Source organism: Streptomyces hesseae (assembly GCF_031845785.1).
Classification (GTDB): Bacteria; Actinomycetota; Actinomycetes; order Streptomycetales; family Streptomycetaceae; genus Streptomyces; species Streptomyces hesseae.
Window position 1 is genome coordinate 86,181 of record NZ_JAVRFI010000012.1, and the last position, 25,090, is coordinate 111,270.

Sequence of the window (25,090 nt, forward strand, 5' to 3'; positions counted from 1 at the left end):
CTGACGAACGGGGGGTGTCACTGACGGAAATGGCGTTCCAGACCCTGCCACACCTGGTCGTATCCCGTCTGCAGGTGGTCGGCCTCCGCCGCCTGTGCCGTGAGCGTCATCGGCCAGCGAGTCTCGAACATGAAGGCGAGGCCGTCGTCGATCTTCTGGGGCCGGAGCTCGGCCGCGCTCGCCCGCTCGAAGGTGTCCCGGTCCGGCCCGTGCGCGGACATCATGTTGTGCAGCGAGCCGCCGCCGGGGACGAAGCCCTCCGCCTTGGCGTCGTAAGCGCCCTCGATCAAGCCCATGTACTCGCTCATCACGTTCCGGTGGAAGTAGGGCGGCCGGAAGGTGTCCTCACCGACCAGCCAGCGCGGCGCGAAGACGACGAAGTCCACGCCGGCCAGCCCCGGGGTGTCGGACGGCGAGGTGAGCACCGTGAAGATGGACGGGTCCGGGTGGTCGTAGCTTATGGACCCCAGCACATTGAATCGGCGCAGGTCGTAGACGTACGGCACATGGTTGCCGTGCCAGGCGACGACGTCCAGCGGGGAGTGGTCGTACGTCGCCGACCAGAGGTTGCCGCAGAACTTGTTGATCACCTCCACGGGGCCCTCGACGTCCTCGTAGGCGGCGACCGGGGCCAGGAAGTCACGGGCGTTCGCCAGCCCGTTGGCGCCGATCGGGCCGAGGTCGGGGAGGACGAAGGGCTGCCCGTAGTTCTCGCAGACGTAGCCGCGTGCCGAAGCGTCCAGGAGTTCCACCCGGAAGCGCACTCCGCGCGGGATCAGCGCCACGTGGCCGGGCTCGGCGCGCAGCAGCCCGAGCTCGGTGCGCAGCAGCAGCCCGCCCCGCTCGGGGACGATCAGCAGCTCCCCGTCGGCGTCGCTGAACACGCGGTCCGTCATGGAGGCGTTCGCCGCGTACAGGTGGACGGCCATGCCGGCGCGCTGGGTGACGTCCCCGTTGCCGCCCAGGGTCCACAGGCCGGCGAGGAAGTCCGTGCCCTCGGCGGGCTCGGGCAGCGGGTTCCAGCGCAGCCGGTTGGGGTCGGGGACGGTCTCGGCGAAGGGGGCCGTGCGCAGGGCGCCGTTTCCGGCGCGGGTGAAGGGCGGGTGCGCGGCGGAGGGACGGATCCGGTACAGCCAGGAGCGGCGGTTGTGCGCGCGGGGCTCGGTGAAGGCGCTGCCGCTGAGCTGCTCCGCGTAGAGCCCGAGGGGGGCCCGCTGCGGTGCGTTGCGCCCCAGGGGCAGGGCGCCGGGGAGGGCCTCGCTGCTGTGCTCGTTGCCGAAGCCGGGGGAGTAGACCAGCGCCTCCGCGGTCTTTCGCGCCCGCTCGTTGCCCGTACCGCTCATCGCGTGCTCCCACTGCCGATGGATTCCTATGGGAGACCGTAGGATTCCCGGGCCGGGCGCGTCAATGGACCGGTGCCGGGCATGCGGAAGAACCGGCCGCCGGGGGTGCCGGTGCCCGCGACGGCCCGGCGGCCGGGATGATCACGCGGCGCGGGCCGCGATCAGCCGGCCCGGTCCGCCCGCCACTGCGGCGACGGGAGATGGATCAGCAGCAGGACGATCCCCGTCAGCGTGAACATACGGGTCGCGGCCTGGAGCCCGTTCCACTTCGTGGACTGCCACATCGCGAACCACTCCCCGCCGATGGCGACGAAGCCCAGCCCGAAGAGCAGCATGAGCATCAGCAGACCCAGCGTGGTGGCCCGCCGGGCGGGCCCGAAGCCCTGGCCGGTCCCGCCGCGCCGCAGCCCCCGCACCCACAGTCCCGTGGCCGCGAGCAGCACGAGCGCCGCCAGCGTCTCCCAGACGATGATGGTCACATAGGCGGCGTTCTGGAGCGTGGCGTCGGTTATGGCCCGCCACATCACATCGCGGTCCTGGAACGTCGTGTCCATGGCCAGGACGTGCCGGACGAATTCCTGGTTGGTACCGAAGTCGGTGACATTGCCGAAGGCGACGAGCGTGATGTAGACCGCGATCGTGGCGGTCAGCGCCGTGGCCGCCACCGGCAGGGTGCGCTCGGCGGTCATGGGTCATGCATGCCCGTCCGGCCGGGCCGCTACGCGCCGCGGCCCCGGACCCATGCGCCCTAAGCGCTTGCTCAGGCCCGGGGTATGGTGTTCGTCCTTCTGTCGGCGAGGGGCCCGGACGGGCCCGGAGAGCGGGGCACCGAGATGGGCGAGCGGACGCCACGGACCGAGGAGTGGGCCGACGTCACGCCCGACGCGGCACGCCGCCTGCTGGCCGCCGGCGTGGAGGCCTTCGCCGAGCGCGGCTACCACGCCACCACCACCCGCGACATCGCCGGCCGCGCCGGGATGAGCCCCGCCGCGCTCTACATCCACTACCGGACCAAGGAAGAGCTGCTCTACCGCATCAGCGGCGTCGGGCACCGGCTCGCCCTCGACATCCTGCGCCGGGCCCGCGACGGCGCCGGCACCCCGGCCGAGCGCCTCGCCGAGGCCGTCCGCCGCTTCGTCCGCTGGCACGCCGAGCACCACACCACCGCGCGCGTCGTCCAGTACGAGCTCGGCGCGCTCGGCGAGGAGCACTACGCCGAGATCGTCGCGCTGCGCCGGGACACCGACGCCGCCGTCCGCGCGATCATCGAGGACGGCGTCGCCTCGGGCGACTTCGACGTCCCCGACGTCCGCGGCACCGCCCTCGCCGTGATCTCCCTGTGCGTCGACGTCGCCCGCTGGTTCGACGCCGCGGGCCGGCGCACGCCCGCCGAGGTCGGCGACCTCTACGCGGGCCTGGTGCTGCGCATGGCCGGCCACCCGGAATCCTCGCCGCGACCGGCCTGACAGTGCCGTCACGTACAGTCTGAGCCGTGCCGCAGATTACGAAGAAGGTTTGCGAGCTGACTGTCGGTCAGCTCTCCGCGCGCAGTGGCGCGGCCGTCTCCGCCCTTCACTTCTACGAGACCAAGGGCTTGATCAGCAGCAGGCGCACCTCGGGGAACCAGCGCCGCTACGACCGTGACGCGCTGCGCCGCGTCGCCTTCATCCGTGCGGCCCAGCGCGTCGGCATCCCGCTCGCCACGATCCGCGAGGCGCTGGCCGAACTGCCCGACGGCCGCACGCCCAACCGGGCCGACTGGGCCCGGCTGTCCGAGGCATGGCGGGTCGAACTGGACAACCGGATAGCGCAGCTGGGCAAATTGCGCGACAGCCTCGAGGACTGCATCGGCTGCGGCTGCCTCTCCCTCGACCGGTGCGCGCTGTCCAACCCCGACGACCGCTTCGGCGGCTTCGGCAACGGCTCGATCCTCTACGGCCAGCGCGACGCCGGCTGATCGCGACGCCGGCTGATCACGCGCCCCAGGGGGTGCCCGAAGGCGGCCGATGCTCCCCGGAGGGGTCCGGGGAGCACGCTCACACCCCCGCGTACCGCCCGGCGAAGGTCCTCCTGTGCGCCGCGGCCAGAGCGGCGGGCGTGAGCACCGAAACGGGCACCACGATGCCGCAGTCGGCGCAGACGGGGCCTTCCAGCGGATAGCGCTCCAGGTCCGTGCGCCATTCGACGCGCTCCTGCCCGCACACCGGGCAGGCGTCGCCGGGGGTGGACTCCATCGCCGCGATCACCCGGCGCAGCACGTCCGCGAGCCGGGCATCGGGGGTGAGATCGGGGGACGCACAGGGCACGATGTCACAGCCGCCCCAGGTGTTGCGGTACCAGTCGTCGATCGCGCTCGGCTGGCGGATCCCGTGGTGCTTCTCCCGGCGGCGCCGGCCCGCGAACCGGGCCTCGTACGCCAGCCAGACCTCGCGGGCCTCCTCCAGCTCGGCCAGCGCGGCGATCAGCAGCGCGGGGTCGGGGGCGCGGTCGTCGGGGGCGAGACCGGCACGGGCGCACAGATGGCGCCAGGTCGCCCGGTGCCCGTAAGGGGCGAAGCGTTCCAGGCATTTGCGCAGGGAGGTCCTGCGGAGCGCGATGGTGTTCCGTGGATTGCGCACTTCTCGGGCTAGTGCTCTGAAACCTGCCACTGCATCCCACCTCCGGCGGCGCGGACTCGGATCGACATGGAAGGGACGTAACGCACGGCCGATCGGATCCATCGGATTTTCGGATCCCGGCCCGCGTCACGGCGCCGACTCCGCTCTGCTACCCCCATCGGGCGGACAGATGTGGGGCATCACGAAGGTGGCGGAACCCGGTGCCGTGCTCAGCGCACCAGGCGCCCGGCCAGCAGGACGAGCCGGGCCAGCTCCCGGTGGCAGATGTCACTGTGCGCGCCGGACGGCGGGCCGCCGCGCCGTATGACCGCCGAGGCGTCGACGTTCACACAGCCGTCGGCCGGGAACGGGCCGGTCAGGGCCCGGTCGAGAGCGAGGGCCGCGGTGCCGGGCACGGCCTGGACGCCGTCGTGGCCCATGGCGCCCCAGCGGGGGTCGGACAGGCCCAGTGGGTCCAGGCCGAGCAGTGAGTCCATGTCCCCGGTGATCCGGGAGGCCAGCGGATAGAGCACCCCCAGGGCCTGGTCGTGGCTCGAATGGCAGCAGACCACCGGGCCGTCGACCCGGTGCTGGAGTTCCTTGAGCGCCCCCGCGAGACCGGGGGCGAACGGCAGCCGGGGCGCGAACGCGTAGTGCGAGAAGGCGCCTTGGAGCAGAGTGACGGAGCGCACGCATCGCGCGCGCTCCGGAAGACCACGCAGGGCGAACGCGACGAGCCGTCCCCCGAAGCTGTGCCCCGCCAGATGTATTCGCAGGCCGGGGGAGGCGCCGGCGAGCTCCCCGAGGAGCCGTCCGAGCCCCGCCTCTCCCACGGTCCCCGCCCGTCGCTTCATCTCCCAGTAGGTCCCCTGGCGCAGCATTTCCAGCGCACCGCCCCACAGCCGCTCCAGCGCGCCGGACAACTCGGAGCGCGCCAGGCCCGCGAGCGCCAGGGCGTCCGCGAAGCGCGCGCACACCCGCTCGGGGCTCCCGGAGAACATCGTGGGCTCCTCCGGCTCACCCGCCCCCGGGTCCAGGTCGTGGACGTATGGATCGGCGGCGGAGCCCGCCGCCCGGCCGCCCCGGCCCCGGGCGACCAGACCGCGCGTCAGCGCCGCGAACTCCGCCAGCCGCGCCGGGTCCGCCGGCCGCCGCTCCAGCAGCTCGGCCAGCCGGTCCAGCACGGCCTCGCCGCCGGGGAAGACCACGGCCAGCCCCGCCAGGGTGCCCGGGTCCAGCAGCGGCCCGGCGGCCGCCGCCGGGGGTCGCTCGGAGGGGAAGTCGGGGATGGGCTCGTCCGTGAACCGCATGGAAGGCCAGATCACGCCCCCGTAGCCGAGACGCACGGGACCACCGGTGGCGGAGTGGACGGGGGCGTCGGCGAGCACGGTGGGGAAGGGGGCGAAGAAGCGGTCGTAGAGACCGGTGGCCATCGAGCGGGTGTTGTTCCAGCCGTGGGCGAAGACCACCAGATCGGTGATCTCCTTCTCCGTCACCCCCCTTACCAGGGCGTCCCGTTCGCCGGGGGCCATGTCCCCCTCGGCGTCGAACATCAGCTCCCAGTACGGCTGCACACCTATGGTCGCCATGGCGTCCCCCTGCCAGGTCAGTTGGCGCGCATCGTCCTGCCGTCAAGAGAGTGTGTCCAGCCTTCCTCGGGCCTCTTCACCCGTTCGTGAGCCACGATTCGAGCCCTTGCGGCACGCGCAGGTGAGCGAACCCGGGCAACTCCCCACGCGCGTCCGCCACCTGGTGGCAAGATCCTCGAAAGGGGGGCCGCGCACGCGGCGCGGCACCGCACCACGGCGGAAGGGGTGGTGGCTCATGCACATCAGGACGGTGACGCCGGGAGCGACGGAGAGCTGCGCCAGACCGGTACCGCAGCGCCTGCTCGCCGCCGCCACCCGGCTCTTCGCCGAGCAGGGCTACGACCGCACGTCCGTCCAGGAGATCGTCGTGGCAGCGGGCGTCACCAAGGGCGCGCTGTACCACTACTTCGGCTCGAAGGACGACCTGCTGCACGAGGTCTACGGACGGGTCCTGCGGCTCCAGCAGGAGCGGCTGGACGCCCTCGCGGGCACCGACGCTCCCGTCGAGCGCCGGCTGCGGGACGCGGCGGCCGACGTGGTGGAGACGACCCTGGAGAACCTCGACGACACCACGATCTTCTTCCGCTCGATGCACCACCTCTCGCCCGAGAAGCTCAAGCAGGTGCGCGCCGAACGACGCCGCTACCACGAGCGGTTCCGGGCCCTGGTGGAGGAGGGACAGCGCACGGGCGTCTTCAGCCGGGCCGCGCCCGCCGACCTCGTGGTGGACTACCACTTCGGCTCCGTCCACCACCTGGGCAGCTGGTACCGCCCGGACGGCGCGCTCAGCGCGCGGGCGGTCGCCGACCACCTCGCGGACCTGCTGCTACGGGCCCTGCGGCCGTAGCTTTACGACCTGCTCGTTCCGCCCGGGGTCACCTCCGGGCGGAACGAGCAGGTGGGGGCGCTACGCGTAGCGCTTGAGCTCCCGCCGGGCCAGCGACCGCTGATGCACCTCGTCCGGCCCGTCCGCCAGCCGCAGCGTCCGCGCCGCCGCCCACAGCTCCGCCAGCGGGAAGTCCTGTCCCACCCCGCCCGCGCCATGGAGCTGGACCGCCTTGTCGAGGATGTCCGTCACCGTGCGCGGCGTTGCGATCTTGATGGCCTGGATCTCGGTGTGGGCGCCCCGGTTGCCCACCGTGTCCATCAGCCAGGCCGTCTTGAGGACCAGCAGCCGCAACTGCTCCACCGCCACGCGCGCGTCCGCGATCCACTCCTGGACCACGCCCTGCGCCGCGAGCGGCTTGCCGAAGGCCGTACGGTCCAGGGCGCGCCGGCACATCAGCTCGATCGCCCGCTCGGCCATGCCGATCAGCCGCATGCAGTGGTGGATACGGCCCGGGCCCAGCCGGGCCTGGGCGATGGCGAAGCCGCCGCCCTCCTCGCCGACCAGATGGTCCGCCGGGACGCGCACCCCGTCGAAGAGGACCTCCGCGTGGCCGCCGTGGTAGTGGTCCTCGTAGCCGTAGACCCGCATGGCGCGGCGGACCTCGACACCGGGGGTGTCACGGGGGACCAGGACCATCGACTGCTGCCGGCGGATGTCGGCGCCCTGGGGATCGGTCTTGCCCATGACGATGAAGACCCGGCAATCGGGGTGCAGCGCCCCGGAGATGTACCACTTGCGGCCGGTGACGACGTACGCGTCGCCGTCCCGCTCGATGCGCGTCTCGATGTTCGTCGCGTCGGAGGAGGCCACGTCCGGCTCGGTCATCGCGAACGCCGAGCGGATCTCCCCCGCCAGCAGCGGCTCCAGCCAGCGCTTCTTCTGCTCCTCGGTGCCGAACTGGGCGAGCAGCTCCATGTTCCCGGTGTCGGGGGCGGCGCAGTTGAGGGCGGTGGGGGCCAGCTGCGGGCTGCGGCCGGTGATCTCGGCGAGGGGGGCGTACCGGAGGTTGGTGAGCCCGGCCCCGTACTCCTCGTCGGGCAGGAACAAGTTCCACAGCCCCCGCCGCCGAGCCTCCGCCTTCAGCTCCTCGACGACCGGCGGTACGGCCCATGGCGAGGCGAGCGCGGCACGCTGCTCCTCGGCGACGGCCTCCGCCGGGTACACGTGCTCGTCCATGAAGGCGAGCAGCCGGGCCCGCAGTTCCTCGGTGCGGGCGTCGAATGCGAAGTCCATGCAGCTCAGCCCTTCCGGAGGGTGGTGAGGCCGTTGTCGATGAAGAGCGGGACGAGCTCGCCGATGCGGTCGAAGCCCGCGCCGACCGTCCGCCCGAGGGTGTGGCGGTAGTGGATGCCCTCAAGAATGACGGCGAGCTTGAAGTAGGCGAAGGCCGTGTACCAGGGCAGGGCGGAGACGTCATGGCCGGAGCGGGCGGCGTAGCGCTCCACGAGCCCGGCCGGATCCGGGTGCCCCGGGGCGCTTCCGGTGGCGGCCACGGGCGAGCCGGGGACGGACCGCTGCTCGCCGTACATCACCAGCAGCCCGAGGTCGGTGAGCGGATCGCCGAGCGTGGACATCTCCCAGTCCAGGACGGCCCGTACGGTGTCGTCGGCGCCGACCAGGACGTTGTCGAGCCGGTAGTCGCCGTGCACCACGGCGGGCGCGGGGGAGCGGGGCAGGGCCTTCGTCAGCGTGGCGCGCAGCTCGTCGATCCCCGGCAGCTCACGGCTGCGGGACGCCTCCAGCTGGGTGCCCCACCTCCTCAACTGCCGCTCCAGGAACCCCTCCGGGCGCCCGAAGTCCCCCAGCCCCACCGCCGCCGGGTCCACGGCGTGCAGCTCCACGAGCGTGTCGACGAGCCCCAGCACCACCTCCCGCGTCCGGCCCGGACCGATCGCGGCGAGCTGCTCCACCGAGCGGTAGGGCGTGCCGGGGACGAACTCCATCACGTAGAACGGCGCCCCGAGCACCTCCTCGTCCTCGCACAGCAGCAGCGCCTCCGGCACCGGCACGGGCGTGTCGCGCAGCGCGCTGATCACCCGGTGCTCACGGGCCATGTCGTGGGCGGTGGCGAGCACATGCCCCAGCGGCGGCCTGCGCACCACCCAGCTCCCGCCGGAGCCGTCCCGCACCGCGTACGTGAGATTGGACCGCCCCCCTTCGATCAGCTCGGCCGTGAGCGGCCCGGCTGTCAGCCCGGGCCGTTCCCGCTCCAGATACCCGCGCAACCGCTGTGGATCGAGCCCCGGCGGGGGGCTGGCCTTGCTCATCGCGTGCTCCTCCAAAGGGAGTCGGGCCGCGCTCGGCGGACATCCGGCGACCTGCTGACGCCGATCATGATGCCGACCGGTCGGTATGCCGTCCAGAGGGCACCCGGCCCCCATTCGGTGAGCAGGGGCCGGGGCAGGGGCATCGCCCGGGGCTACGCGTGGCAGGCGATCGGCCGGCCGCCGTTCATCGTCATCATGTCGCCCAGGACCGTCAGCAGGTCCAGCGGCGCCCCCAGCGGGAGCCCGTCCAGTTCGGCGTAGGCGCGGTGAAGGTTGGCGACCAGGCGCTCGCTCTCGCGCAGGGTGGCGAACTCGCCGAGGTCGGCGTCGCGGGCGGCCTCCAGGGGGGTGCGGCCGGCGGCGTGGGAGGTGCGGGCGAGGTCCTCGACGTAGCGGAGGTAGCGCTCGACGGTGTCGTAGACGCCGACGTCGGTGACCCGGCCGTGGCCCGGTACGACCACGCTCGCGTCCAGTCCGCGCAGGGTCGTAAGGGCGCGCAGGGAGCCGCTGAGGGAGCCCATCATGATGAAGGGCGTCCCGCCGTTGAAGATCAGGTCGCCGGTGAAGACGACGCCCTGGCCGGGGAGATGGACGATGGTGTCGCCGACGGTGTGGGCCGGGCCCGGGTGGAGGAGGCGGACCTCGGTGTCGCCGATGTGGACGGTCAGCTCGTCGGTGTAGGTGAGGGTGGGCGGGGTGACCTCGATGTGCCCGTAGTCGACCTCGGGCCAGGCGAGGTGGAGCTGGAGGCCCGACGCGAGGGTCTCGCGGCGGCAGTCGGCGTGGCCGATGACAGTGGCCTGCGGCGTGAAGACGCAGTTGCCGTAGGTGTGGTCGCCGTGGTGGTGGGTGTTGACGACGGCGGTCGGCAGCGGCGCCCCGCTCGCGACGACGGCCTCGCGCAGCAGCTTCGCCCGGCGCTCGGTGGCGGCCGTGTCGACGAGGAGGGTCCGCTCGCCGTCGGTCACGAACCCCGCGTTGTTCAGGCACCAGCCGCCGTCGGGCTGGATGTAGGCGCTCACGCCCGGGGCGAGCGGGACGGTGTACGGCTCGGTGCCGTCCGCCTCGATGGTGGTCGGTCTCGTGTTCGCGCTGGTCATTCGCTGGCCTCCCTCGCCGTCCGCCGCGGGGGTGGGCGGATCGGACCACCCGTCAGAATACGGGCGGGCGGGGGCCGTGGGCCCGGCGCTTGCCGGTCAGGCGCGGTGTTCGAGCCCCGGCCGCAGCCGGTCCAGCAGCCCGTAGAGCGTGGTGCGCTCCGCCTCGTCCAGCGCGTCGAGCGCGCTGTGCGTGGCCTGCATCTCGGCCCGTACGCGGCGGATGGTCTCGCGGCCCTCGTCGGTGGCCACCACGTTCTTCACCCGGCGGTCGGACGGGTCGGGCTCGCGGCGGACGAGGCCGCGCGCCTCCAGCCGGTCGACGATGCCGGTGACGTTGGAGGCGTCGCAGACCAGCAGGGTGGCCAGGCCGCGCATCGGGACCGGGCCCTTGAGCTGGGCGAGCAGCTTGGCCTGGACGGAGGTGAGGCCGTGGCGGGCGGCGGTCGCCGCGAAGTCCTGCCACTGGGCGGTGCCGAGTGCCGCCACCAGCTCCAGGAGCTGGGCCTTGGACGGGGGCTGGGGGGTCGTACCGGTCATGGCTCAAGTGTACTCAAACAGCTTGAAGTCTTAAATCATTAACTTGACTACCTGAAGTATTGGGTCTAGCGTGCTTCGGGTTGCTTGACGATCTCAAGCATCAACGTCGTGAAGTAACGCGCAGCATTCCCGAAGGAACACCTCCCGCCCATGACCTCCCCAGCGTCCACCGCCCCCGCCACGCAGCGGAACGAGACGGTGATCGTCTTCGCCCTGAGCCTGGCCGCCATGGTCGTCTCGATGATGCAGACCCTGGTGGTGCCGATCCTCGGCCTCATCCAGAAGGACCTCGGCACCTCGTCCGCGAACGTCAGCTGGGTCACCACCGCGACCCTCCTCTCCGCCGCCGTCTTCACCCCGCTGCTCGGCCGCTTCGGCGACCAGCACGGCAAGAAGAAGACCCTGGTGGCCGTTCTGGTCGTCATGGTCGCGGGCTCCGTCCTCGCGGCCGTCACCCACTCCCTGCTCTGGCTGATCGTCGGCCGGGTGCTCCAGGGCGCCGCCACCGCGATCTTCCCGCTGGCGCTCTCCGTGCTCCGCGAGGAGGTCCGCCCGGCCCGGCTGCCCGGCGCGATGGCCATGGTCAGCGGCACCCTCGCCTTCGGCAGCGGCCTCGCGCTCGTCGCCACCGGCCTGCTCACCTCCGGTGACGACCCCGACTACCGCAGCGCCTTCTGGCTGGCCACCGGCCTCGCCGCGCTCGCCCTCATCGCCGTCGCCACCCTCGTGCCCGCCACCCGGGAGACCACCGGCGGCCGCACCGACGCCCTCGGCGCCCTGACCCTGGCCGCGACCCTCGTGCTGCTCCTGCTGCCCATCACCCAGGGCCACGAGTGGGGCTGGTCCTCCGCCCGGACGATCGGCTGCTTCGCCGGCGCCGCCGTGATGGCCGCGATATGGACGCTGGTAGAGCGCAAGGTGCGCGAGCCGCTGGTCGACATGCGGATGTTCGCCCACCCGCCGGTGCTTTTCGCCAACATCGCCGGCCTCCTCGTCGGCTTCGGCTCCTTCGCCCTCTTCATCGGCGTCTCCTACCTGGTGCAGATGCCCTCGAAGATCACCGGCTACGGCTTCGACGCGACCGTCCTGCGCGCCTCCGTCGAGTACCTGCTGCCCAGCACCGTCGTCTCGCTGCTCGCCGCGCCCGTCGGCGGCCAGCTCGTCCGGCACAAGGGCCCCCGCCTGGTCCTGCTGCTGGCCTCGCTCATCGGCACCGTCGGCTTCGTGTGGATCGCGCTCGACCACGAGCACACCTACTCCGTGATCGCCGCCGGCATGTGCGTCGGCGCGGCCATCAGCTTCGGCTACGCGGCCATGCCCGCCGTGATCGTCGCCAGCGTGCCCCACCGCCAGACCGGCATAGCCAACGGCATCAACTCCATCTCCCGTTCCACCGGCAGCGCCATCGGCAGCGCGATGATCACCACGGTCCTCGCCTCCAAGAGCATCGAGCACCTGCCGCCGGGCGCGCCCAAGCTGCCCGCCGAGAGCCAGTTCACCCTCACCTTTGTGATCGCGGGCATCGCCTTCGCCCTGGTCGCGGCCGTGGCCGCGCTGGGTCTGCGGAGGATCCGCACCCTGGGCGAGGCCGCGGTGGCGGACGCGGCCCCGGCGGCCGAGGCTGAGACCGCACCCGTCACCCGCTGACCCCCGACGGACTCTCCGCCGGAACGCCGGAACATCCCGCCGGACACCCCGACACCGAAGGAGCCAGCACCATGAAGGCTGTCAGCTACCGGGCCTACGGCGGCCCCGAGGTTCTCGAGTACGGTGACCTCCCCCTGCCCAAGGTCGGCCCCGACTCCGTCCTGATCAAGGTCAGGGCGGCGGCCGTCAACCCCGTCGACTGGAAGGCGCGCGAGGGCTACCTCGACGGGATGCTCCAGCCGGTCTTCCCGGTCGTGCCCGGCTGGGACGTCTCGGGCGTGGTCGTCGGGCTGGGCGCGGACACCCCCGAGTACCGGGAGGGCGACGAGGTCATCGGCTACGTCCGCGAGGACCTCCTCTCCCGGGGCACCTTCGCCGAGTACGTGGCCGCGCCCGTGCGCACCCTGGCGCCCAAGCCCGCCGGGCTCACCTTCGAGGAGGCCGCGGCCATCCCGCTGGCCGGCCTCACCGCCCTCCAGTCCCTGCGCGCGGTACGGGCCGCCGAGGGCGACACCGTGCTGATCCACGGCGCCTCCGGCGGGGTGGGCTCCATGGCCGTCCAGCTCGCCCGCCGGCTCGGCGCCCGCGTCATCGGCACGGCCAGCGAGCGCAACCACGACTACCTGCGCGCCCTGGGCGCCGAGCCCGTCACCTATGGCGACGGCCTCGTCGAGCGCGTCCGGGCCCTGGCGCCCCAGGGCGTGGACGTCGTGCTCGACCTCGTCGGCGGCGGCGCCGTCACGACATCGCCCGCCGTCACGGCCCACGGCGCCCGCCTGGTCTCCATCGCCGACCCGGCCGTCACCGAGCTCGGCGGCCGGGTGCTGTGGGTCCGTCCCGACACGGCCGACCTGGCGGAGCTGGGCCGGCTGGCGGCGGAGGGCGCTCTCAAGGTCGAGGTGGCCGAGGTCTTCCCGCTGGAGAAGACGGCGGACGCGCACCGGCGCAGCGCCGAGGGCCACACCCGGGGAAAGATCGTGGTGACGGTGTCCTGACCGGGCCCCGCGCCGTCAGCCGCCGGACGGGCCCGCGCCCGTCCGGCGCTCGCGCAGCCGGGCGTAGGCCTCCAGCCCGTCCGGCACCCAGTCCCACTCGCCCAGCCGGGCCGCCACCTCCTCCTCGGGGAGGAAGTCCCACCAGGCCACTTCCTCCTCCTGGGGCGAGACCGGAAGATCGCAGCGGACCTCGTACACGGCCGACCACCACCCGCCTCCCGGGCCCCGGTAGAGGAAGCGGAACAGCGGCGTGGGCGCCGGGAGGCCGCTGACCCCCAGCTCCTCCTCCGCCTCCCGCAGCGCGGCCTCGTCGTACGACTCGCCCGCCCCGACCACCCCACCGACGAACATGTCGTACCGCGAGGGGAAGACCAGCTTCCGGTCGGTCCGGCGGTGAACGAAGATCCGCCCCCGCGCGTCGCGCGCCTGGACGAACACACACCGGTGGAGCAGCCCGTCGGCGTACACCGCGCCGCGCGGTGCTTGCCCCACGACCCGGTCGTGTTCGTCGACGATGTCCAGCACCTCATCCGCCCCGAGCGGCGGCAGCTGATCGGTCATGGGCCCCATCCAACCAGCAGCGGCCCACAGGGGCCCGGGGCGGTGATGAGCAGCGGTCAGCGCGGCTGGAGGTCCCGGACCTGGCCCGGCTCCGCCATACCCGACGGCATCGCCGGATGCCGGCCGATCAGCACGATGCCGCACACGATCGCGACCAGCCCGGCCGCCTGCACGGCCAGCGCCGCGGGCGTCGTCCGCAACTGGTCGCCCATGAAACCCACCCCGCACGCGATCCCCGCCAGCGGCTGCGCCGCCGTCAGCGCGGGCAGCGACATCCGCAGCGGCGCCGTCTCGAAGGCGCTCTGCACCAGCACCAGCGCCGTCACCCCGAGCGCCAGCACCGCGTACGGCTGCCAGCCGGTGACCAGCTCCCGCCAGCCGCCGTGCGCGAACCGGGTGCCGCTCACCCGCGTCAGCGCGTCCTGTACGCCGTAGAGCAGCCCGGCCGCGACCGCCAGCAGGGCCGCCTCCGTGCTCATCCGCACCCGTTTGGAGACCGCGGCCAGCAGCAGCGCGGTGCCCACCATGATCCCGACGATCAGCCAGTGCCGCAGCGGATCGGTGACCGTCCGCCCGCCGTGCGGGCGCCCGGCGACGATGAAGGCGGCCACCCCGCCCGCCAGCAGCCACAGCCCGCACCAGCCGCTGCGGCCGAGCGGCTGTTTGGTCTGCCGGCGGGAGAGGGCCATGGCGAACAGCAGGTTCGTCGCCATCAGCGGGTCGACCAGCGAGACCTCGCCCCAGCTGAGCGCGATGGCGCCCAGGGCCATGCCGCAGACCATCAGCGCGATGCCCGCCAGCCAGCGCGGCATCCGGGCGAGGTCCAGCAGCAGCCGGAGGGAGAGGAAGTCGCTCATGGGGGCCCGCTGCGCGGCGTTCTGCTGGAGCACGAACCCCACGCCCAGACAGCACGCCGCACCCAGGGCGAAGGCGAAGACCATCACGTCGCGCACCTCAAGACCTTGCGGTCGTAGGAGACTTGACAGCAAAACGATAGCCGCCTCGGGGGCGGTGCGACGGTCGAGTACCCCCCTTTCGGTCGTTCATCCGGATCGGGGGCCGGGGAAGGGATCGGGCATCGAACGGCCATGCCTAGTACTGGTGTGCGATGCGGGAGTGGTGGGGGTGGTGCCATGGGGCTCGTGCGGCGATCCATCGCACGCCCGTGCGCCTCGCCCTGTTCCCTGTGCGCCCCGCCCCGTCCCGCAACTGGAGCTGACGGTACGTTATTTGACGTCATGTCAGTACGGGTCGACCGGCCTTGACGCGGAGCAGTGACTACCGGTTTGCTGTGCGTGATCGGGAAGAAGGAACAAGACACAGTGCGCGGACGCCCCTGACCCGGCGCCCGGAGGGGACGTACGCCGTGGAGGAAGCCCGCTGATGACGCCCCCACCCCCCTTGGGCCGCCACCGGAACAAGGACGGGCTGACCTTCGACGCCGCCCTGGACGACACCGAGCTCACCACCGTCCGCGACGCCCTGGCCCGGGGCCGCTGGGCCGACGCCCGGCAGCTCCTCGCCCGCACCGGCGACGACTGGGACCGCCGCGGCCACCGCCTCGTCGTCCTCGCCGAGGGCCCCGCCAGCGCCGCCTGGGCCCGCGACTGGCTGCTCGCCGAGCCCGACAGCCCCGACGCCGCCGTCCTCCTCGCCTGCGCCGGCGTCTTCCGCTGCCTCGGCGGCAAGGAGACCCCGGAAACCGCCCGCGCGCTCTGCCTGACCGCCGCCCGGATGGCCCCTCGCGACCCCACCCCCTGGCTGGCCGTCCTCATCCTCGCCCGCCGCACCGGCACCGCCGACGAACGCGTCCGCGCCTTCGACCAGGTCCGCGCCCGCCACCGCGACCACCACCACGCCCACCACCTCATGGCCGCCTGCCTGGCCGAGCGCCAGGAGGGCGACCGTGACGACCCCCTGCACGAGGTCTACGACTTCGCCGCCTGGGCCGCCGAACAGGCGCCCGCCGACTCGCCCCTGGCCGTCCTGCCCGTCATCGCCCACGCCGAGCGCTACCGCGCCCTCGCCCGCGCCGGGCTGGAGCCGGCCGACCCCGCCCGGTCCACGCACTGGACCACGCGCCGGGCCCGCCAGGTGATGAAGGCCGCCTTCGACTGGTGGCTGGAATGGGACATCGACGAGGACATCGCCGACGGCGCGGACACCACGACCGCCGCCACCACCCACCCCCGGCGCAAGGTCGACCTGAACTACCTCGCCCACGCCAAGCTCCACGAGGGCCGCCTCGCCGAGGCCGCCGCCCTCCTCACCCGCATCGGCCCCCACGCCACCCGGGCCCCCTGGACCTACCCCGACCGGGACCCCGGCGCGGCCTTCCGGGCCGCCCGCCGCACCGCGCTCGGCGCGACATGACCACGGCGCGACCCGGCCCCGGGCAGAGCCTCCGCACCCGTCCCCTGCGTCCCCCACCCCCGCGTCCCCCCGCGCTCCCCACCGGAAGGACCACCGCCGCATGTCGACCGGCACCACGCGTGAGATCAGCACTTTCAAGGGCCGGGAGAGACGCCTGCGCGCCGGCCGCATCGGAGTCGCGGGCCTGCTGCTGTCGGTCGTCGCCGCCAGCGCCCCGCTGATGGTCACCGCCGGCGTCATGCCCACGACCTACGGCACGATGGGCGTCGTCGGACAACCCCTGCTCTTCGTCCTCCTCGGCGTCGTCCTGACCCTCTTCAGCGTCGGCTACGCCGAGATGAGCCGCCACGTCCACAACGCGGGCGCCTTCTACGCCTATATCGCCCGCGGCCTCGGCGGCACGGCCGGCGCCGCCGCCTCCGTCGTCGCCCTCGTCGCCTACAGCGCCATGCAGTTCGCCATCTACGGCATCTTCGGCCACGAGTTCTCCGGCCTCCTCCGCCGGCACCTCGGCCTCGCCCTCGACTGGTGGGTCCCCGCCCTCGCCGCCGTGGCCGTCGTCGGCGTCCTCGGCTGGCTGAAGATAGACCTCAACATCAAGGTCCTCGGCGCCCTGCTGCTCGTCGAGTGCGCCATGGTCGTCGTCTTCGACATCGCCTGCCTCGGCCGTCCCGGCCCCGACGGGGTCTCCTTCCGCGCCTTCGACCCCACCACCCTCGACGGCGCCGGGCTCGGCACCGCGCTCTGCTTCACCATCGCCGCCTTCGTCGGCTTCGAACAGGCCGCCGTCTACGCCGAGGAGGCCAACCGCCCCCAGGTCGTCGTCGCCCGCGTGACCTTCCTCGCCGTCGGCTTCGTCGCCCTCTTCTTCGCCCTCGGCTCCTGGGCCCTGAGCATCGCCACCGGCCCCTCGCACGTCGTCGCCGTCTCCCGCGAGAAAGGAACCGGCCTCCTCTTCGCCCTCACCGAGGACCGCCTCGGCACCACCTTCACCGACCTGACGCACCTCTTCTACGTGACCGGCATGTTCGCCGCGATGCTGAGCTTTCACAACGTCGTCGCCCGCTACGCCTTCGCCATGGGCCGCGACGGCCTCCTCCCCGCCTCCCTCGGCCGCACCTCCGGCGGCAGCGGCGCGCCCGCCTACGGATCGCTGCTCCAGAGCGCCGTATCGCTGCTGGCCGTGGCCGTCTTCGCCGTCACCGACGACCGGCCGCAGGGCGATCCCACCGCGCCCGTCATCCGGCTCTTCACCTGGATGGGCAACGTCGGGGCGCTCGGCGTCATCCTCCTCATGGCCACCGCCAGCGCCGCCGTCATCGTCTTCTTCGTCCGGCGCGGCGCCGGCCGGGCCCAGGCCCCCCGGCTGGTCGCCTCCGGCGTGGCCTGTGCGGCCCTGCTCGGCATCGTCGGCTACGCGGTCAAGGACTTCCACGTCCTCGTCGGCGCCACGGCGGGTTCGGCCCTCGGCTGGATCCTGCCGGGCATCATCGGCGCGGCCGTCGTCCTCGGCGTGATCCACGGGCTGGTGCTGCGGGCGGTGCGGCCCGAACTGCACGCCCGGATCGGGCTCGGCAACGAGGCGTTCCAGCTGGAGAAGGCGGCCGCCTCGGCCGCGGCCGCCGCCGCCCCGGAGCGTCCCGGAAGGAGTTCCTCATGAACGGAAAGGTTTCCTCATGAGCTGCCACCCACCGCCGACGCCACGAACGTCCGCGCACCCGCTCGACCCGCTGACCGCCGACGAGATCACCACGGCCCGCCGCGTCCTCACGGAGGCGGGCAAGGTCACCCCCGCCACCCGCTTCCCGCTCGTCCTGCTCGACGAGCCCGACCGCCACACCGCCGCCCACCGGCCCGGCGACCCCGTCGTCCGCAGACTGCGCGTCACCCTCCTCGACCAGGAGACCGGCGCCGCCGCCGAGGCCCTCGTCGACGTCACCGGCGGCCTGCTGCTCGCCCACCGCCGACTGGACGTCGCCACCGAGGGCCAGCCGCAGGTGATGTCCGAGGAGTACCCCCTCGTCGAGGCGATCGTGAAGGCCGACCCCGGCTGGCGCAAGGCCATGGCCGACCGCGGCGTCGCCGACCCGGCACTCGCCGTCTGCGCACCGCTCGCAGCCGGCAGCGTGATCATCGACCGGCCGGGCCGCCGGCTGCTGCGCTGCCTGACCTGGATGCGCTGCGAGACCGGCGACAGCCCCTGGGCGCACCCCGTGGGCGGGCTGGCCGTCGACGTCGACGTCATCGAGCGGCGCGTCGTCCGGATCACCGACACCGGGCCCGTGCCCGTACCCGCCGAATGCGGCCGCTACGAGCCGGAGTTCACCGGACCGGCCCGTACCGACCTGCGCCCGCTGGAGATCCGGCAGCCCGAAGGTCCCTCCTTCCACCTCGACGGGCCCCTGCTGACCTGGCAGAACTGGAGCCTCCGCGTCGACTTCAACGCCCGGGAGGGCCTGGTCCTCCACCGGATCACCCACCGCGACGGCGACCGGGAACGGTCCGTTCTCCACCGCGCCTCCCTCGCCGAGATGGCCGTGGCCTACGGCGAGGCGGCGGAGACCCGCAACTGGGTGGCCTTCCTCGACGCGGGGGAGTACTCCCTCGGCCGCAACGCCAACCCGCTGCGGCTGGGCTGCGACTGCCTCGGCGAGATCCGCTACCTCGACGCCGTCCTCGCCGACGACCACGGCCGTCCGCAGACGCTGCCCAACGCCGTCTGCGTCCACGAGGAGGACCACGGCCTGCTCTGGAAGCACACCGACGTCTTCCACGACAACGCCGTCGAGAGCCGCCGCTCCCGCCGCCTGGTGATCTCGTACCTCGCCACCGTCGGCAACTACGACTACGGCTTCTACTGGTACTTCCACCAGGACGGCACGATCGCCTTCGAGGTCAGGTCCACGGGCATCGTGCAGACCTCGGCCGTCCCGCCGGGCGCCGGCTCACCGCACGGCACCGAGATCGCCCCGGGCCTCCTCGCCCCGTACCACCAGCACCTGTTCTGCGTCCGGCTGGACGTGGCCGTGGACGGCCCCGCCAACACGGTCGAGGAAGTCGACGTCGTCCCGCTGCCCGCCGGCCCCGCGAACCCGGCCGGCAACGCCTTCACCACCCGGACGACCGTCCTCTCCGACAGCGCGGAGGGCGGCCGCACCGCCGATACGACGGTGGGCAGGCGCTGGCGGATCACCAACCCCGGCTCGCGCAACCGCATGGGACAGCCGGTCGCCTACACCCTCGTCCCCCAGCCGGGGCCGGTGCTCCTCGCCCGGCCGGGCTCACCGCTCGCCGGGCGTGTGGCCTACGGCACCAGGCACCTGTGGGTCACCCGCCACCGCCCCGACCGCCGCTACCCGGCGGGCGACCACCCCAACCAGCACCCCGGCGGGGCGGGTCTGCCGGAGTGGACGACGGGCGGGGAGTCCCTGGAGAACACCGAACTCACCGTCTGGCACACCTTCGGGCCCACCCATCTGCCCCGGCTGGAGGAGTGGCCCGTGATGCCCGCCGACATCACCGGTTTCAGCCTCAAGCCCACCGGTTTCTTCGACCGGAACCCGGCGCTGGACCTGCCGGAGGAGACGGGCGGCCACGTCCCGGTCTGAGCCGGCGCGGGGAGGGCGCTCTCAGCCCTCGAGCGCCTTCCCTACCCGTCGGGAGACCGTGAACTCGTAGAGGTCCAGCACCCCCGGCGGCTCCACGAGCCCCGGCCCGCCGGCCCGTACCCACGCGGCGATGTCCGCCAGCGCCTCGTCGTCGTTGACCAGCCCCAGCCACACGGGCCGCCCCCCGGCCGCCCGGCCCGCAGTCGACGGCTGCACCACGACCACGTTCGCCTGGTCGCACACGTCCAGACACTCCGACGCCCGCACCTGCCCGGCCCCGCCCAGCGCCTCCCGCAGCCGGCCTATCTGCCCGGAGTGATCGACCCCGGGCACCTTCGCCGGGTCTCCGCAGCAGCAGCCGCGGCAGACCGTGATCCGGCAGGGGGCGGCGGGCCGTGGGGTCTTCTTGGTGATCATCGGGCGATGATACGCACGGACCCGAACAGCAAAAAGCCCCGGTCTTCCGACCGGGGCTTCCCGTGTTCCTGCTGGTGTCCGAGGGGGGACTTGAACTCTCCTCTCGGGCACCAGTCCACAACCGCTCTGACCTGGGGAAACGCCCGTCGGCAGGCTTGATTTCGGCGGGCGTTTCTCCTGTTCTTTCCTGCTGTTTCAGGCCCTCTCGGGTCCCTGTTGGTCATGCGTTGGTCACGTGACCAACCCTCCGGCCCTGGGTCTGATCAGGACTTTTCGATGACCTCGAAAATATCGGCGTCCGTCTCCTGCTGCCATGCCGGAAGGTCCGTCCAGTCGGCGACGTACCCCGGCTTGGGGTTGTCGAAGTGCTTGAACATCTGCACCGTCCAGCACACCGCCACGAACCGGCCCTTCTGCTCACGAGACAGCTTCGCCGTGTGACCGCCACTGATCTCGATGAACTGGCGGACCTGGTCGTATACGGCGCCTGCCGCCTCGCGCTCCCACTGGGGCGTGTCCTCCCAGGGGGTGACGTACCCAGGCTTCGGCTCCCCCGGGAAGTGGCGGTGCACTCCTTCGATCCAGGCTTCCCGGAACACTCGTGCGCCTTCGACCTGCGACATGCCAACCCCTCTCGTCACGGCGTGCTCAGCGTGGCGATCTCCGCCCCCAGCTCCGCTACCCGGCGGTCCCTGCTCAGGGGGCCGAACTCATCGCACAGGGCTTGGAGTCTACGGGCGACGTACCCGGATGATGATGCTTGGGCCAACCGGATGGCTTCTCGCCCGTATGCGACGACTTGTTCAGGGTCCCGCCGCTTCGCTCCGACGGCGGCAAGATCGGCGAGCACGGCGCCCCTTCGTCGGTACGACTGACCGGAGGCAAGGGCGGTCTGGGCCAGCGCCTTCTTCAGGGTCTCTTCCGCCAGGTCGAGGTGACCAAGCTGGACGTAGCGCGCTCCCCGTTCCTCGACCAACCGCGTGCCGTCGAAGCGCAGCCAGCCCCCGTTGGCACTGTCCGTGCCCAGCTCCAACACCCGCTCGGCCTTGTCCAGCGCCCGCTCACACGAGGCCAGGTCGCCCATGCCGGCGTACGCCTCAGCCTGGACAGCGGCGACCCAATGCCGGGTAGCCAAGATGCTGTCTCCCCGCTTGGCCAGCCTCTCCGCAGCTAGAAGGATCTGCGCCGCCTGGAGGTAGCGCTGCTCCGACATGTCCACGTAGGCGTGCCGTACGAGGGCACACGCCCACAGGTCATAGGCTCCGGCGTCCTTGCTTACGGACGCTGCCAGGGAGTACGAGGCTGCCGCATCGGTGTACCGGTTGGCGTCGAAGGCGACCTCTCCAGCCAGTTGGAAGAGGTCGGCTGCCGCGTTCAAGAGCAGCCGTGAGTTACCTCGGGCGTCCGCTGCCAGGGCTTCATTGAGTGTCGCTAGCTGATCGCGAACGATGGCGTAGACAGACCCCTTGGAGCGCGCCAGTTGGTAGACCTGCCAAAGGTGGCTGTTCATCCGCGTGAAGTCAGCGGGAGCGCCCCTGTAAACCCCGTCCGTAAGGGCTTCCGCCTCGCCGAGAGGTAAGGCGGTCAGCGCTCCACTGACGGTGAGGATGCGGAGGAATTCGCGGCGAATCATTTCGTCAAGGTCTCCCGCGCCAGGATGGTCATCGGACTGCTGCCCTGGAATCTCATGGCTGACTCCTCGTGACTGCGCCAGGAAGGCGTCAAGCTCGGTGAGGCTGACTTCGAGGGCATCGGCCAAGCTCGGCCGCTGGGGCGGCTGAGGAGTGCTTCTGCCGCTCTCCCAACGCCCAATGGTCGTGCGGTCCACTCCGAGTAACTCGGCCAGTTGCTCCTGACTGTAACCCAGAGCTTTGCGCCGTTCGGCCATGCCCATGGCTGCCCCTCTCCGTGACCCGCGCCGCCCTGACCCGTGCACAGAAGTGCATCAAGACTGCCCCATCGATGCCGTGGGATGAACGGCCTTCCGGCGCTTTTCTTGGAGTTGTTGCCGAACGGCAGTCGTCCTTGGCTGACCGGTCGGCGCCAAACCAGGAAGCGACCGACTGGAGACACAGGTGACCACCGTCGACACTGCAACGATCACAGTCGAACTGCCCGAGGCGTTCGACCCGCGCTGGAACCGCCTGCCCGGCATCACCGTGGATGGCAAGAAGATCACCCTCGACCCGGCCGAGTACTTCTTCCGGTTCGAGACCAACACCTGGCTCGTCATCGACTGGCAGACCGTGACAGACGGCCTGCTGAACGCGGACGAGACCGAGACCGCGAGCGTCGAGCAGATGGCGCTGGAGTTCGTGAAGGCTCACGGCCGCTCGACCAGCGACGCGGGCGAGGTCCTGGCCATCGCCTACCAGGTGTACTCGTACCTGTTCCGTGACGAGCACCTCGCCACGCTCGGCCTGCCGGGCGTCACCGCCGAGCACCTGAAGATGCTCCGCGAGGCGGCCACCTTCATGGCCCTGAACAAGGTCGAGCTCGACGGCCACATCTCCAACGTGGGCCCGTGCTGGTTCTTCCCCTCCGCGACCGGCGTGGTCTTCGACCTCTCCGACGAGGGCGGCCAGATGTTGGACGAGGTCTACCACGGCGGGTGGTTCAACGAGCACCGCCGGATCGAGGGCATCAAGGCACATGCCGCGCTCGGCGGTCGGCTGGTTCACGGCTGCCAGTCCAAGCCCGACCAGACCGGCGGCGTCGTCACCCCCTACGGCGCCTCGATGGCCACCTTCGGCAAAGAGCTCGCCGAGATGAAGGCCGAGTGGATCGAGCAGGTCAACTCCTACCGGGTCACCGCCGCCTGATCCCAGCGTTGATCCACGGCCCGGGGTGGCAAGCGCGCTGTCGCCCCGGGCCTGGCCCCTGACCCACCCCCGAACGAACGGAACAACCCCCGTGGACAGCAAGCTCACCGCCGCCATCCTCGCCGACATCTGCGCCCGCACCGGTCAGCCGCTCCCCGCCCGTGAGGAGATGCGGGTGTGGGACATGTCGGGTGTCGAGCGCTTGCGCTTCCCTCCGAACATGCGCACCGCGATCTACAAGTACGCCGTCGAACCGTTCGCCACCGAGGACGAGATCCTTCGAGCCGCCGCCCGGTCCGGCATCCCCGTGCCGAAGGTTGTCGGCTCCATCGTCCGAGACGGCACCCTCGGCATGGTCATCGAGGACCTGGGCAAAGAGGTCCGTGAGGCACAGGACACTGACGGCATCGTGGCCGCTGTCGCCCTGCACCAGGCACCTGCCGCCCCGCCGCTCCGAGAGATGGACGAGGACGCGCTTGCCGCCCTGCCCGAGCTCGCGCTCGGCCATCTGCGCCGCCTTCGGGATGCCGGCCGATGGGACGAAGAGACTGCCGAGCTGGCGTTTGCGCTCGACACCCTTGCCGCCTCGGCGGAGAAGCGGGCGACCGGTGCTGAGCTGGGCCCGTACGGCTGGGTGCACTCCGAGTTCCACCCGACCAGCCTCCACATCGGCGAGGACGGCTGGCGCCTGCTCGACTTCGCCCGCGCGTTCACCGGTCCCGGTCTGCTCGACCTTGCGTCCTGGCACGGCACCACGGGCGAGCCGGACTCGGAGAGGCTGCGCGCCTTCATCGAGGCGTATGTGACCGCTGGCGGTGACAAGGACGCGCTTGCCGAGCGTGGCGGCTTGCCTGCCGAACGGTGGGCGATGGGCTGGCATCGGGTGTGGGTGAGTGAGTGGTTCATGGAGCAGGCCGTTCGCTGGATCAACAACCCGGAGGATGACCCGCTGTACATCAAGGTCGTCCGCAAGCACCTCCTCGCGGCCGTCAGGCTGCTGGAGGCGTGAGATGGATGCGTGGGATGCCCACGCTGCCCAGCGCCTGGCGGAGGGTCCGCTAGGCCCCCTTGAGCCGCCCGCTCGGATGGAGTGGACCCAACGCCCCGGCATCGGGCCGGGCTCCGAGATCCTCGGCGATGACCTGACAGGGCGACGGGTCGTAGAACTGGGCTGTGGACCCGGCCACAACGCCGCCCACCTGACCAGCATCGGCGCGAAGGTCACCGGGGTGGATCGCTCGAAGGGACAGATCCAACGAGCGGTCGCCCATTACGGGCACCACGGAACCGAGTTCGTCCACTCGCGAGCGCTGGGCTACCTCACCCGCGAGGGCGAGCGCCTGGACGCCATCGTCTCGGTGTTCGGAGCGATCGGCCTGGGCGAACCGGCGAAGCTGCTCAGCGCTTGCTCGTGCCGCCTCGAACGCAAGGGCGTGCTTGCCTTCTCCGTGCCTCACCCGCAGCGAACCGGCACCATCCCGGCCAGCCCTCGCACCCGTGACCGGATGACTCTGCCGGACGGCACGACCGCCACGGTGGACCGATGGGACATCGACCCGGCTGCATGGGCGCGGGCGCTCAACCGCGCCGGGCTCCTGATCACGGGCGTGAGCAACCTGTTCGCCCCGGCTGATGCTCGCTGGCCGACCACCCTTCTTATCACCGCACGGAAGCCCTGACCCCCGACCGAACCCGGGAGGCACCGATGCACCACGCCCCGTTCCTGCTGTTGGACATAGACGGCGTCTTGATCCCGTTCCCTGGGCCGGACGGCGCCACCCCGGCCACCCACCCCCGGCACATGGTGAGCACTGACGACGTGAACAAGCCGTTCGATGTCTGGCTCAACCCGGACCACGGCAAGCTCATCACCGACGCGATCGACACCGGACTGATCCGGCCCGTGTGGTGCACGAGCTGGCGGAACGATGCCCGCCGCATCATTGCCCCGCTGGTGGGCGTGCCGGACTTCGAGCACATCGAGCTGCCCAACCTGCCGATCAAGACCAGCCACCCCGACGGCTACCTGTGGAAGCGCAACCACGTCGCGGACTGGCTGGCCACCGCTCCGGCCGTGTGGATCGACGACGACTTCACCCATCTCGATCACCAGTGGGCGGCAGACCGTACCGCGTTCGGTAACCCGACCCTGCTGATCGAGCCTGACCCGCATGTGGGTCTCCTGCCCGAGCACATCGCGTCCGCTCTGGCGTGGGCTGCCGACCACGTGACCGTGAAGGAGGCGGCGTGATGTCGGCTCGACATGCGGCACCACCGGACCGTGACCGACTCGGCACGGTGCTCGCCACGACCTGGGCCCTGCTTCACCTGCTCGCCCTTGGCGC

General features: G+C 71.9%; 25 protein-coding genes. 12 read left to right on the forward strand and 13 right to left on the reverse strand.

Features of this window, described 5'->3' with window-relative positions:
* Positions 1–17: 17 nt before the first annotated feature.
* Positions 18–1,343, reverse strand: coding sequence for a homogentisate 1,2-dioxygenase (gene hmgA, locus RM609_RS19475; RefSeq protein ID WP_311612556.1), 1,326 nt, complete (start codon positions 1,341–1,343; stop codon positions 18–20).
* A 161-nt stretch (positions 1,344–1,504) separates the two neighbouring features.
* Positions 1,505–2,032 carry a DUF2165 domain-containing protein gene (locus tag RM609_RS19480; RefSeq protein ID WP_311612557.1) on the reverse strand — a complete coding sequence of 176 codons (528 nt, stop codon included), beginning with the start codon at positions 2,030–2,032 and terminating at the stop codon, positions 1,505–1,507.
* Between the two features lie 144 nt (positions 2,033–2,176).
* Between RM609_RS19480 and RM609_RS19485 the strand changes: the two genes are divergently transcribed.
* Positions 2,177–2,809 (forward strand): TetR/AcrR family transcriptional regulator, encoded by a 633-nt coding sequence (locus RM609_RS19485; RefSeq protein WP_311612717.1) that lies wholly within the window; start codon positions 2,177–2,179, stop codon positions 2,807–2,809.
* A 26-nt stretch (positions 2,810–2,835) separates the two neighbouring features.
* Positions 2,836–3,300 (forward strand): redox-sensitive transcriptional activator SoxR, encoded by a 465-nt coding sequence (soxR, locus tag RM609_RS19490; RefSeq protein WP_311612558.1) that lies wholly within the window; start codon positions 2,836–2,838, stop codon positions 3,298–3,300.
* A gap of 79 nt (positions 3,301–3,379) precedes the next feature.
* Here the strand turns inward: soxR and RM609_RS19495 are convergent, their stop codons facing one another.
* Both RM609_RS19495 and RM609_RS19500 read right to left on the reverse strand, forming a co-directional pair.
* Positions 3,380–3,991 carry a hypothetical protein gene (locus RM609_RS19495; RefSeq protein ID WP_311612560.1) on the reverse strand — a complete coding sequence of 204 codons (612 nt, stop codon included), beginning with the start codon at positions 3,989–3,991 and terminating at the stop codon, positions 3,380–3,382.
* A 179-nt stretch (positions 3,992–4,170) separates the two neighbouring features.
* Positions 4,171–5,529 carry an alpha/beta hydrolase family protein gene (locus RM609_RS19500; protein ID WP_311612561.1) on the reverse strand — a complete coding sequence of 453 codons (1,359 nt, stop codon included), beginning with the start codon at positions 5,527–5,529 and terminating at the stop codon, positions 4,171–4,173.
* 235 nt (positions 5,530–5,764) lie between these two features.
* Here RM609_RS19500 and RM609_RS19505 point away from each other — a divergent pair, with 235 nt between their 5' ends.
* Positions 5,765–6,376, forward strand: a complete 612-nt coding sequence (locus RM609_RS19505) for a TetR/AcrR family transcriptional regulator (RefSeq protein WP_311612563.1) — start codon at positions 5,765–5,767, stop codon at positions 6,374–6,376.
* A 60-nt stretch (positions 6,377–6,436) separates the two neighbouring features.
* Here the strand turns inward: RM609_RS19505 and RM609_RS19510 are convergent, their stop codons facing one another.
* The 4 genes from RM609_RS19510 to RM609_RS19525 form a co-directional block, all read right to left on the reverse strand.
* A complete protein-coding gene (locus RM609_RS19510; protein WP_311612564.1) occupies positions 6,437–7,651 on the reverse strand; it encodes an acyl-CoA dehydrogenase family protein in 1,215 nt (404 codons plus the stop codon).
* 5 nt (positions 7,652–7,656) lie between these two features.
* Complete coding sequence (locus RM609_RS19515) at positions 7,657–8,685, reverse strand: phosphotransferase family protein (RefSeq protein ID WP_311612565.1); 1,029 nt, start codon at positions 8,683–8,685, stop codon at positions 7,657–7,659.
* A 152-nt stretch (positions 8,686–8,837) separates the two neighbouring features.
* Positions 8,838–9,785, reverse strand: a complete 948-nt coding sequence (locus tag RM609_RS19520; RefSeq protein WP_311612566.1) for an MBL fold metallo-hydrolase — start codon at positions 9,783–9,785, stop codon at positions 8,838–8,840.
* Between the two features lie 96 nt (positions 9,786–9,881).
* Complete coding sequence (locus tag RM609_RS19525; RefSeq protein WP_311612567.1) at positions 9,882–10,322, reverse strand: MarR family winged helix-turn-helix transcriptional regulator; 441 nt, start codon at positions 10,320–10,322, stop codon at positions 9,882–9,884.
* A gap of 150 nt (positions 10,323–10,472) precedes the next feature.
* On the opposite strand from RM609_RS19525, the gene RM609_RS19530 reads away from it, so the two are divergent.
* Positions 10,473–11,969 (forward strand): MFS transporter, encoded by a 1,497-nt coding sequence (locus RM609_RS19530; RefSeq protein WP_311612568.1) that lies wholly within the window; start codon positions 10,473–10,475, stop codon positions 11,967–11,969.
* Between the two features lie 71 nt (positions 11,970–12,040).
* A complete protein-coding gene (locus RM609_RS19535) occupies positions 12,041–12,964 on the forward strand; it encodes an NADP-dependent oxidoreductase (protein WP_311612569.1) in 924 nt (307 codons plus the stop codon).
* A gap of 15 nt (positions 12,965–12,979) precedes the next feature.
* Here the strand turns inward: RM609_RS19535 and RM609_RS19540 are convergent, their stop codons facing one another.
* Together RM609_RS19540 and RM609_RS19545 are read right to left on the reverse strand one after the other, a co-directional pair.
* Entirely contained in the window at positions 12,980–13,525 is a 546-nt protein-coding gene (locus RM609_RS19540) for an NUDIX hydrolase (protein ID WP_311612571.1), read from the reverse strand.
* A 56-nt stretch (positions 13,526–13,581) separates the two neighbouring features.
* Positions 13,582–14,466 (reverse strand): DMT family transporter, encoded by an 885-nt coding sequence (locus tag RM609_RS19545; RefSeq protein WP_311612719.1) that lies wholly within the window; start codon positions 14,464–14,466, stop codon positions 13,582–13,584.
* 442 nt (positions 14,467–14,908) lie between these two features.
* Between RM609_RS19545 and RM609_RS19550 the strand changes: the two genes are divergently transcribed.
* From RM609_RS19550 to RM609_RS19560, 3 genes are all read left to right on the forward strand, one after another.
* Positions 14,909–15,898: a hypothetical protein gene (locus RM609_RS19550; protein WP_311612574.1), complete on the forward strand. Its 990-nt coding sequence runs from the start codon at positions 14,909–14,911 to the stop codon at positions 15,896–15,898.
* Positions 15,899–15,998: 100 nt separating this feature from the next.
* Complete coding sequence (locus RM609_RS19555) at positions 15,999–17,558, forward strand: APC family permease (RefSeq protein WP_311612575.1); 1,560 nt, start codon at positions 15,999–16,001, stop codon at positions 17,556–17,558.
* Positions 17,559–17,574: 16 nt separating this feature from the next.
* Positions 17,575–19,506, forward strand: coding sequence for a primary-amine oxidase (locus tag RM609_RS19560; protein WP_311612577.1), 1,932 nt, complete (start codon positions 17,575–17,577; stop codon positions 19,504–19,506).
* Between the two features lie 21 nt (positions 19,507–19,527).
* Here RM609_RS19560 and RM609_RS19565 read toward each other — a convergent pair whose 3' ends face one another.
* From RM609_RS19565 to RM609_RS19575, 3 genes are all read right to left on the reverse strand, one after another.
* Positions 19,528–19,923: a (2Fe-2S) ferredoxin domain-containing protein gene (locus RM609_RS19565; RefSeq protein WP_311612578.1), complete on the reverse strand. Its 396-nt coding sequence runs from the start codon at positions 19,921–19,923 to the stop codon at positions 19,528–19,530.
* A gap of 263 nt (positions 19,924–20,186) precedes the next feature.
* Positions 20,187–20,546 (reverse strand): hypothetical protein, encoded by a 360-nt coding sequence (locus tag RM609_RS19570; RefSeq protein WP_311612580.1) that lies wholly within the window; start codon positions 20,544–20,546, stop codon positions 20,187–20,189.
* 14 nt (positions 20,547–20,560) lie between these two features.
* Positions 20,561–21,817: an NsdA family TPR-like regulatory protein gene (locus RM609_RS19575; protein ID WP_311612582.1), complete on the reverse strand. Its 1,257-nt coding sequence runs from the start codon at positions 21,815–21,817 to the stop codon at positions 20,561–20,563.
* Between the two features lie 181 nt (positions 21,818–21,998).
* Between RM609_RS19575 and RM609_RS19580 the strand changes: the two genes are divergently transcribed.
* The 4 genes from RM609_RS19580 (at position 21,999) to RM609_RS19595 (ending at position 24,996) form a co-directional block, all read left to right on the forward strand.
* The gene (locus tag RM609_RS19580; RefSeq protein WP_311612584.1) at positions 21,999–22,745 is read left to right on the forward strand and encodes a hypothetical protein; all 747 of its coding nucleotides are present in this window, start codon (positions 21,999–22,001) and stop codon (positions 22,743–22,745) included.
* A gap of 91 nt (positions 22,746–22,836) precedes the next feature.
* On the forward strand, positions 22,837–23,754 hold the full coding sequence (locus RM609_RS19585; RefSeq protein WP_438828482.1) for a phosphotransferase family protein: 918 nt from the start codon (positions 22,837–22,839) through the stop codon (positions 23,752–23,754).
* A gap of 1 nt (position 23,755) precedes the next feature.
* Positions 23,756–24,424: a class I SAM-dependent methyltransferase gene (locus RM609_RS19590; RefSeq protein WP_438828483.1), complete on the forward strand. Its 669-nt coding sequence runs from the start codon at positions 23,756–23,758 to the stop codon at positions 24,422–24,424.
* A gap of 26 nt (positions 24,425–24,450) precedes the next feature.
* Positions 24,451–24,996 (forward strand): HAD domain-containing protein, encoded by a 546-nt coding sequence (locus tag RM609_RS19595; protein ID WP_311612586.1) that lies wholly within the window; start codon positions 24,451–24,453, stop codon positions 24,994–24,996.
* Positions 24,997–25,090: the final 94 nt, after the last annotated feature.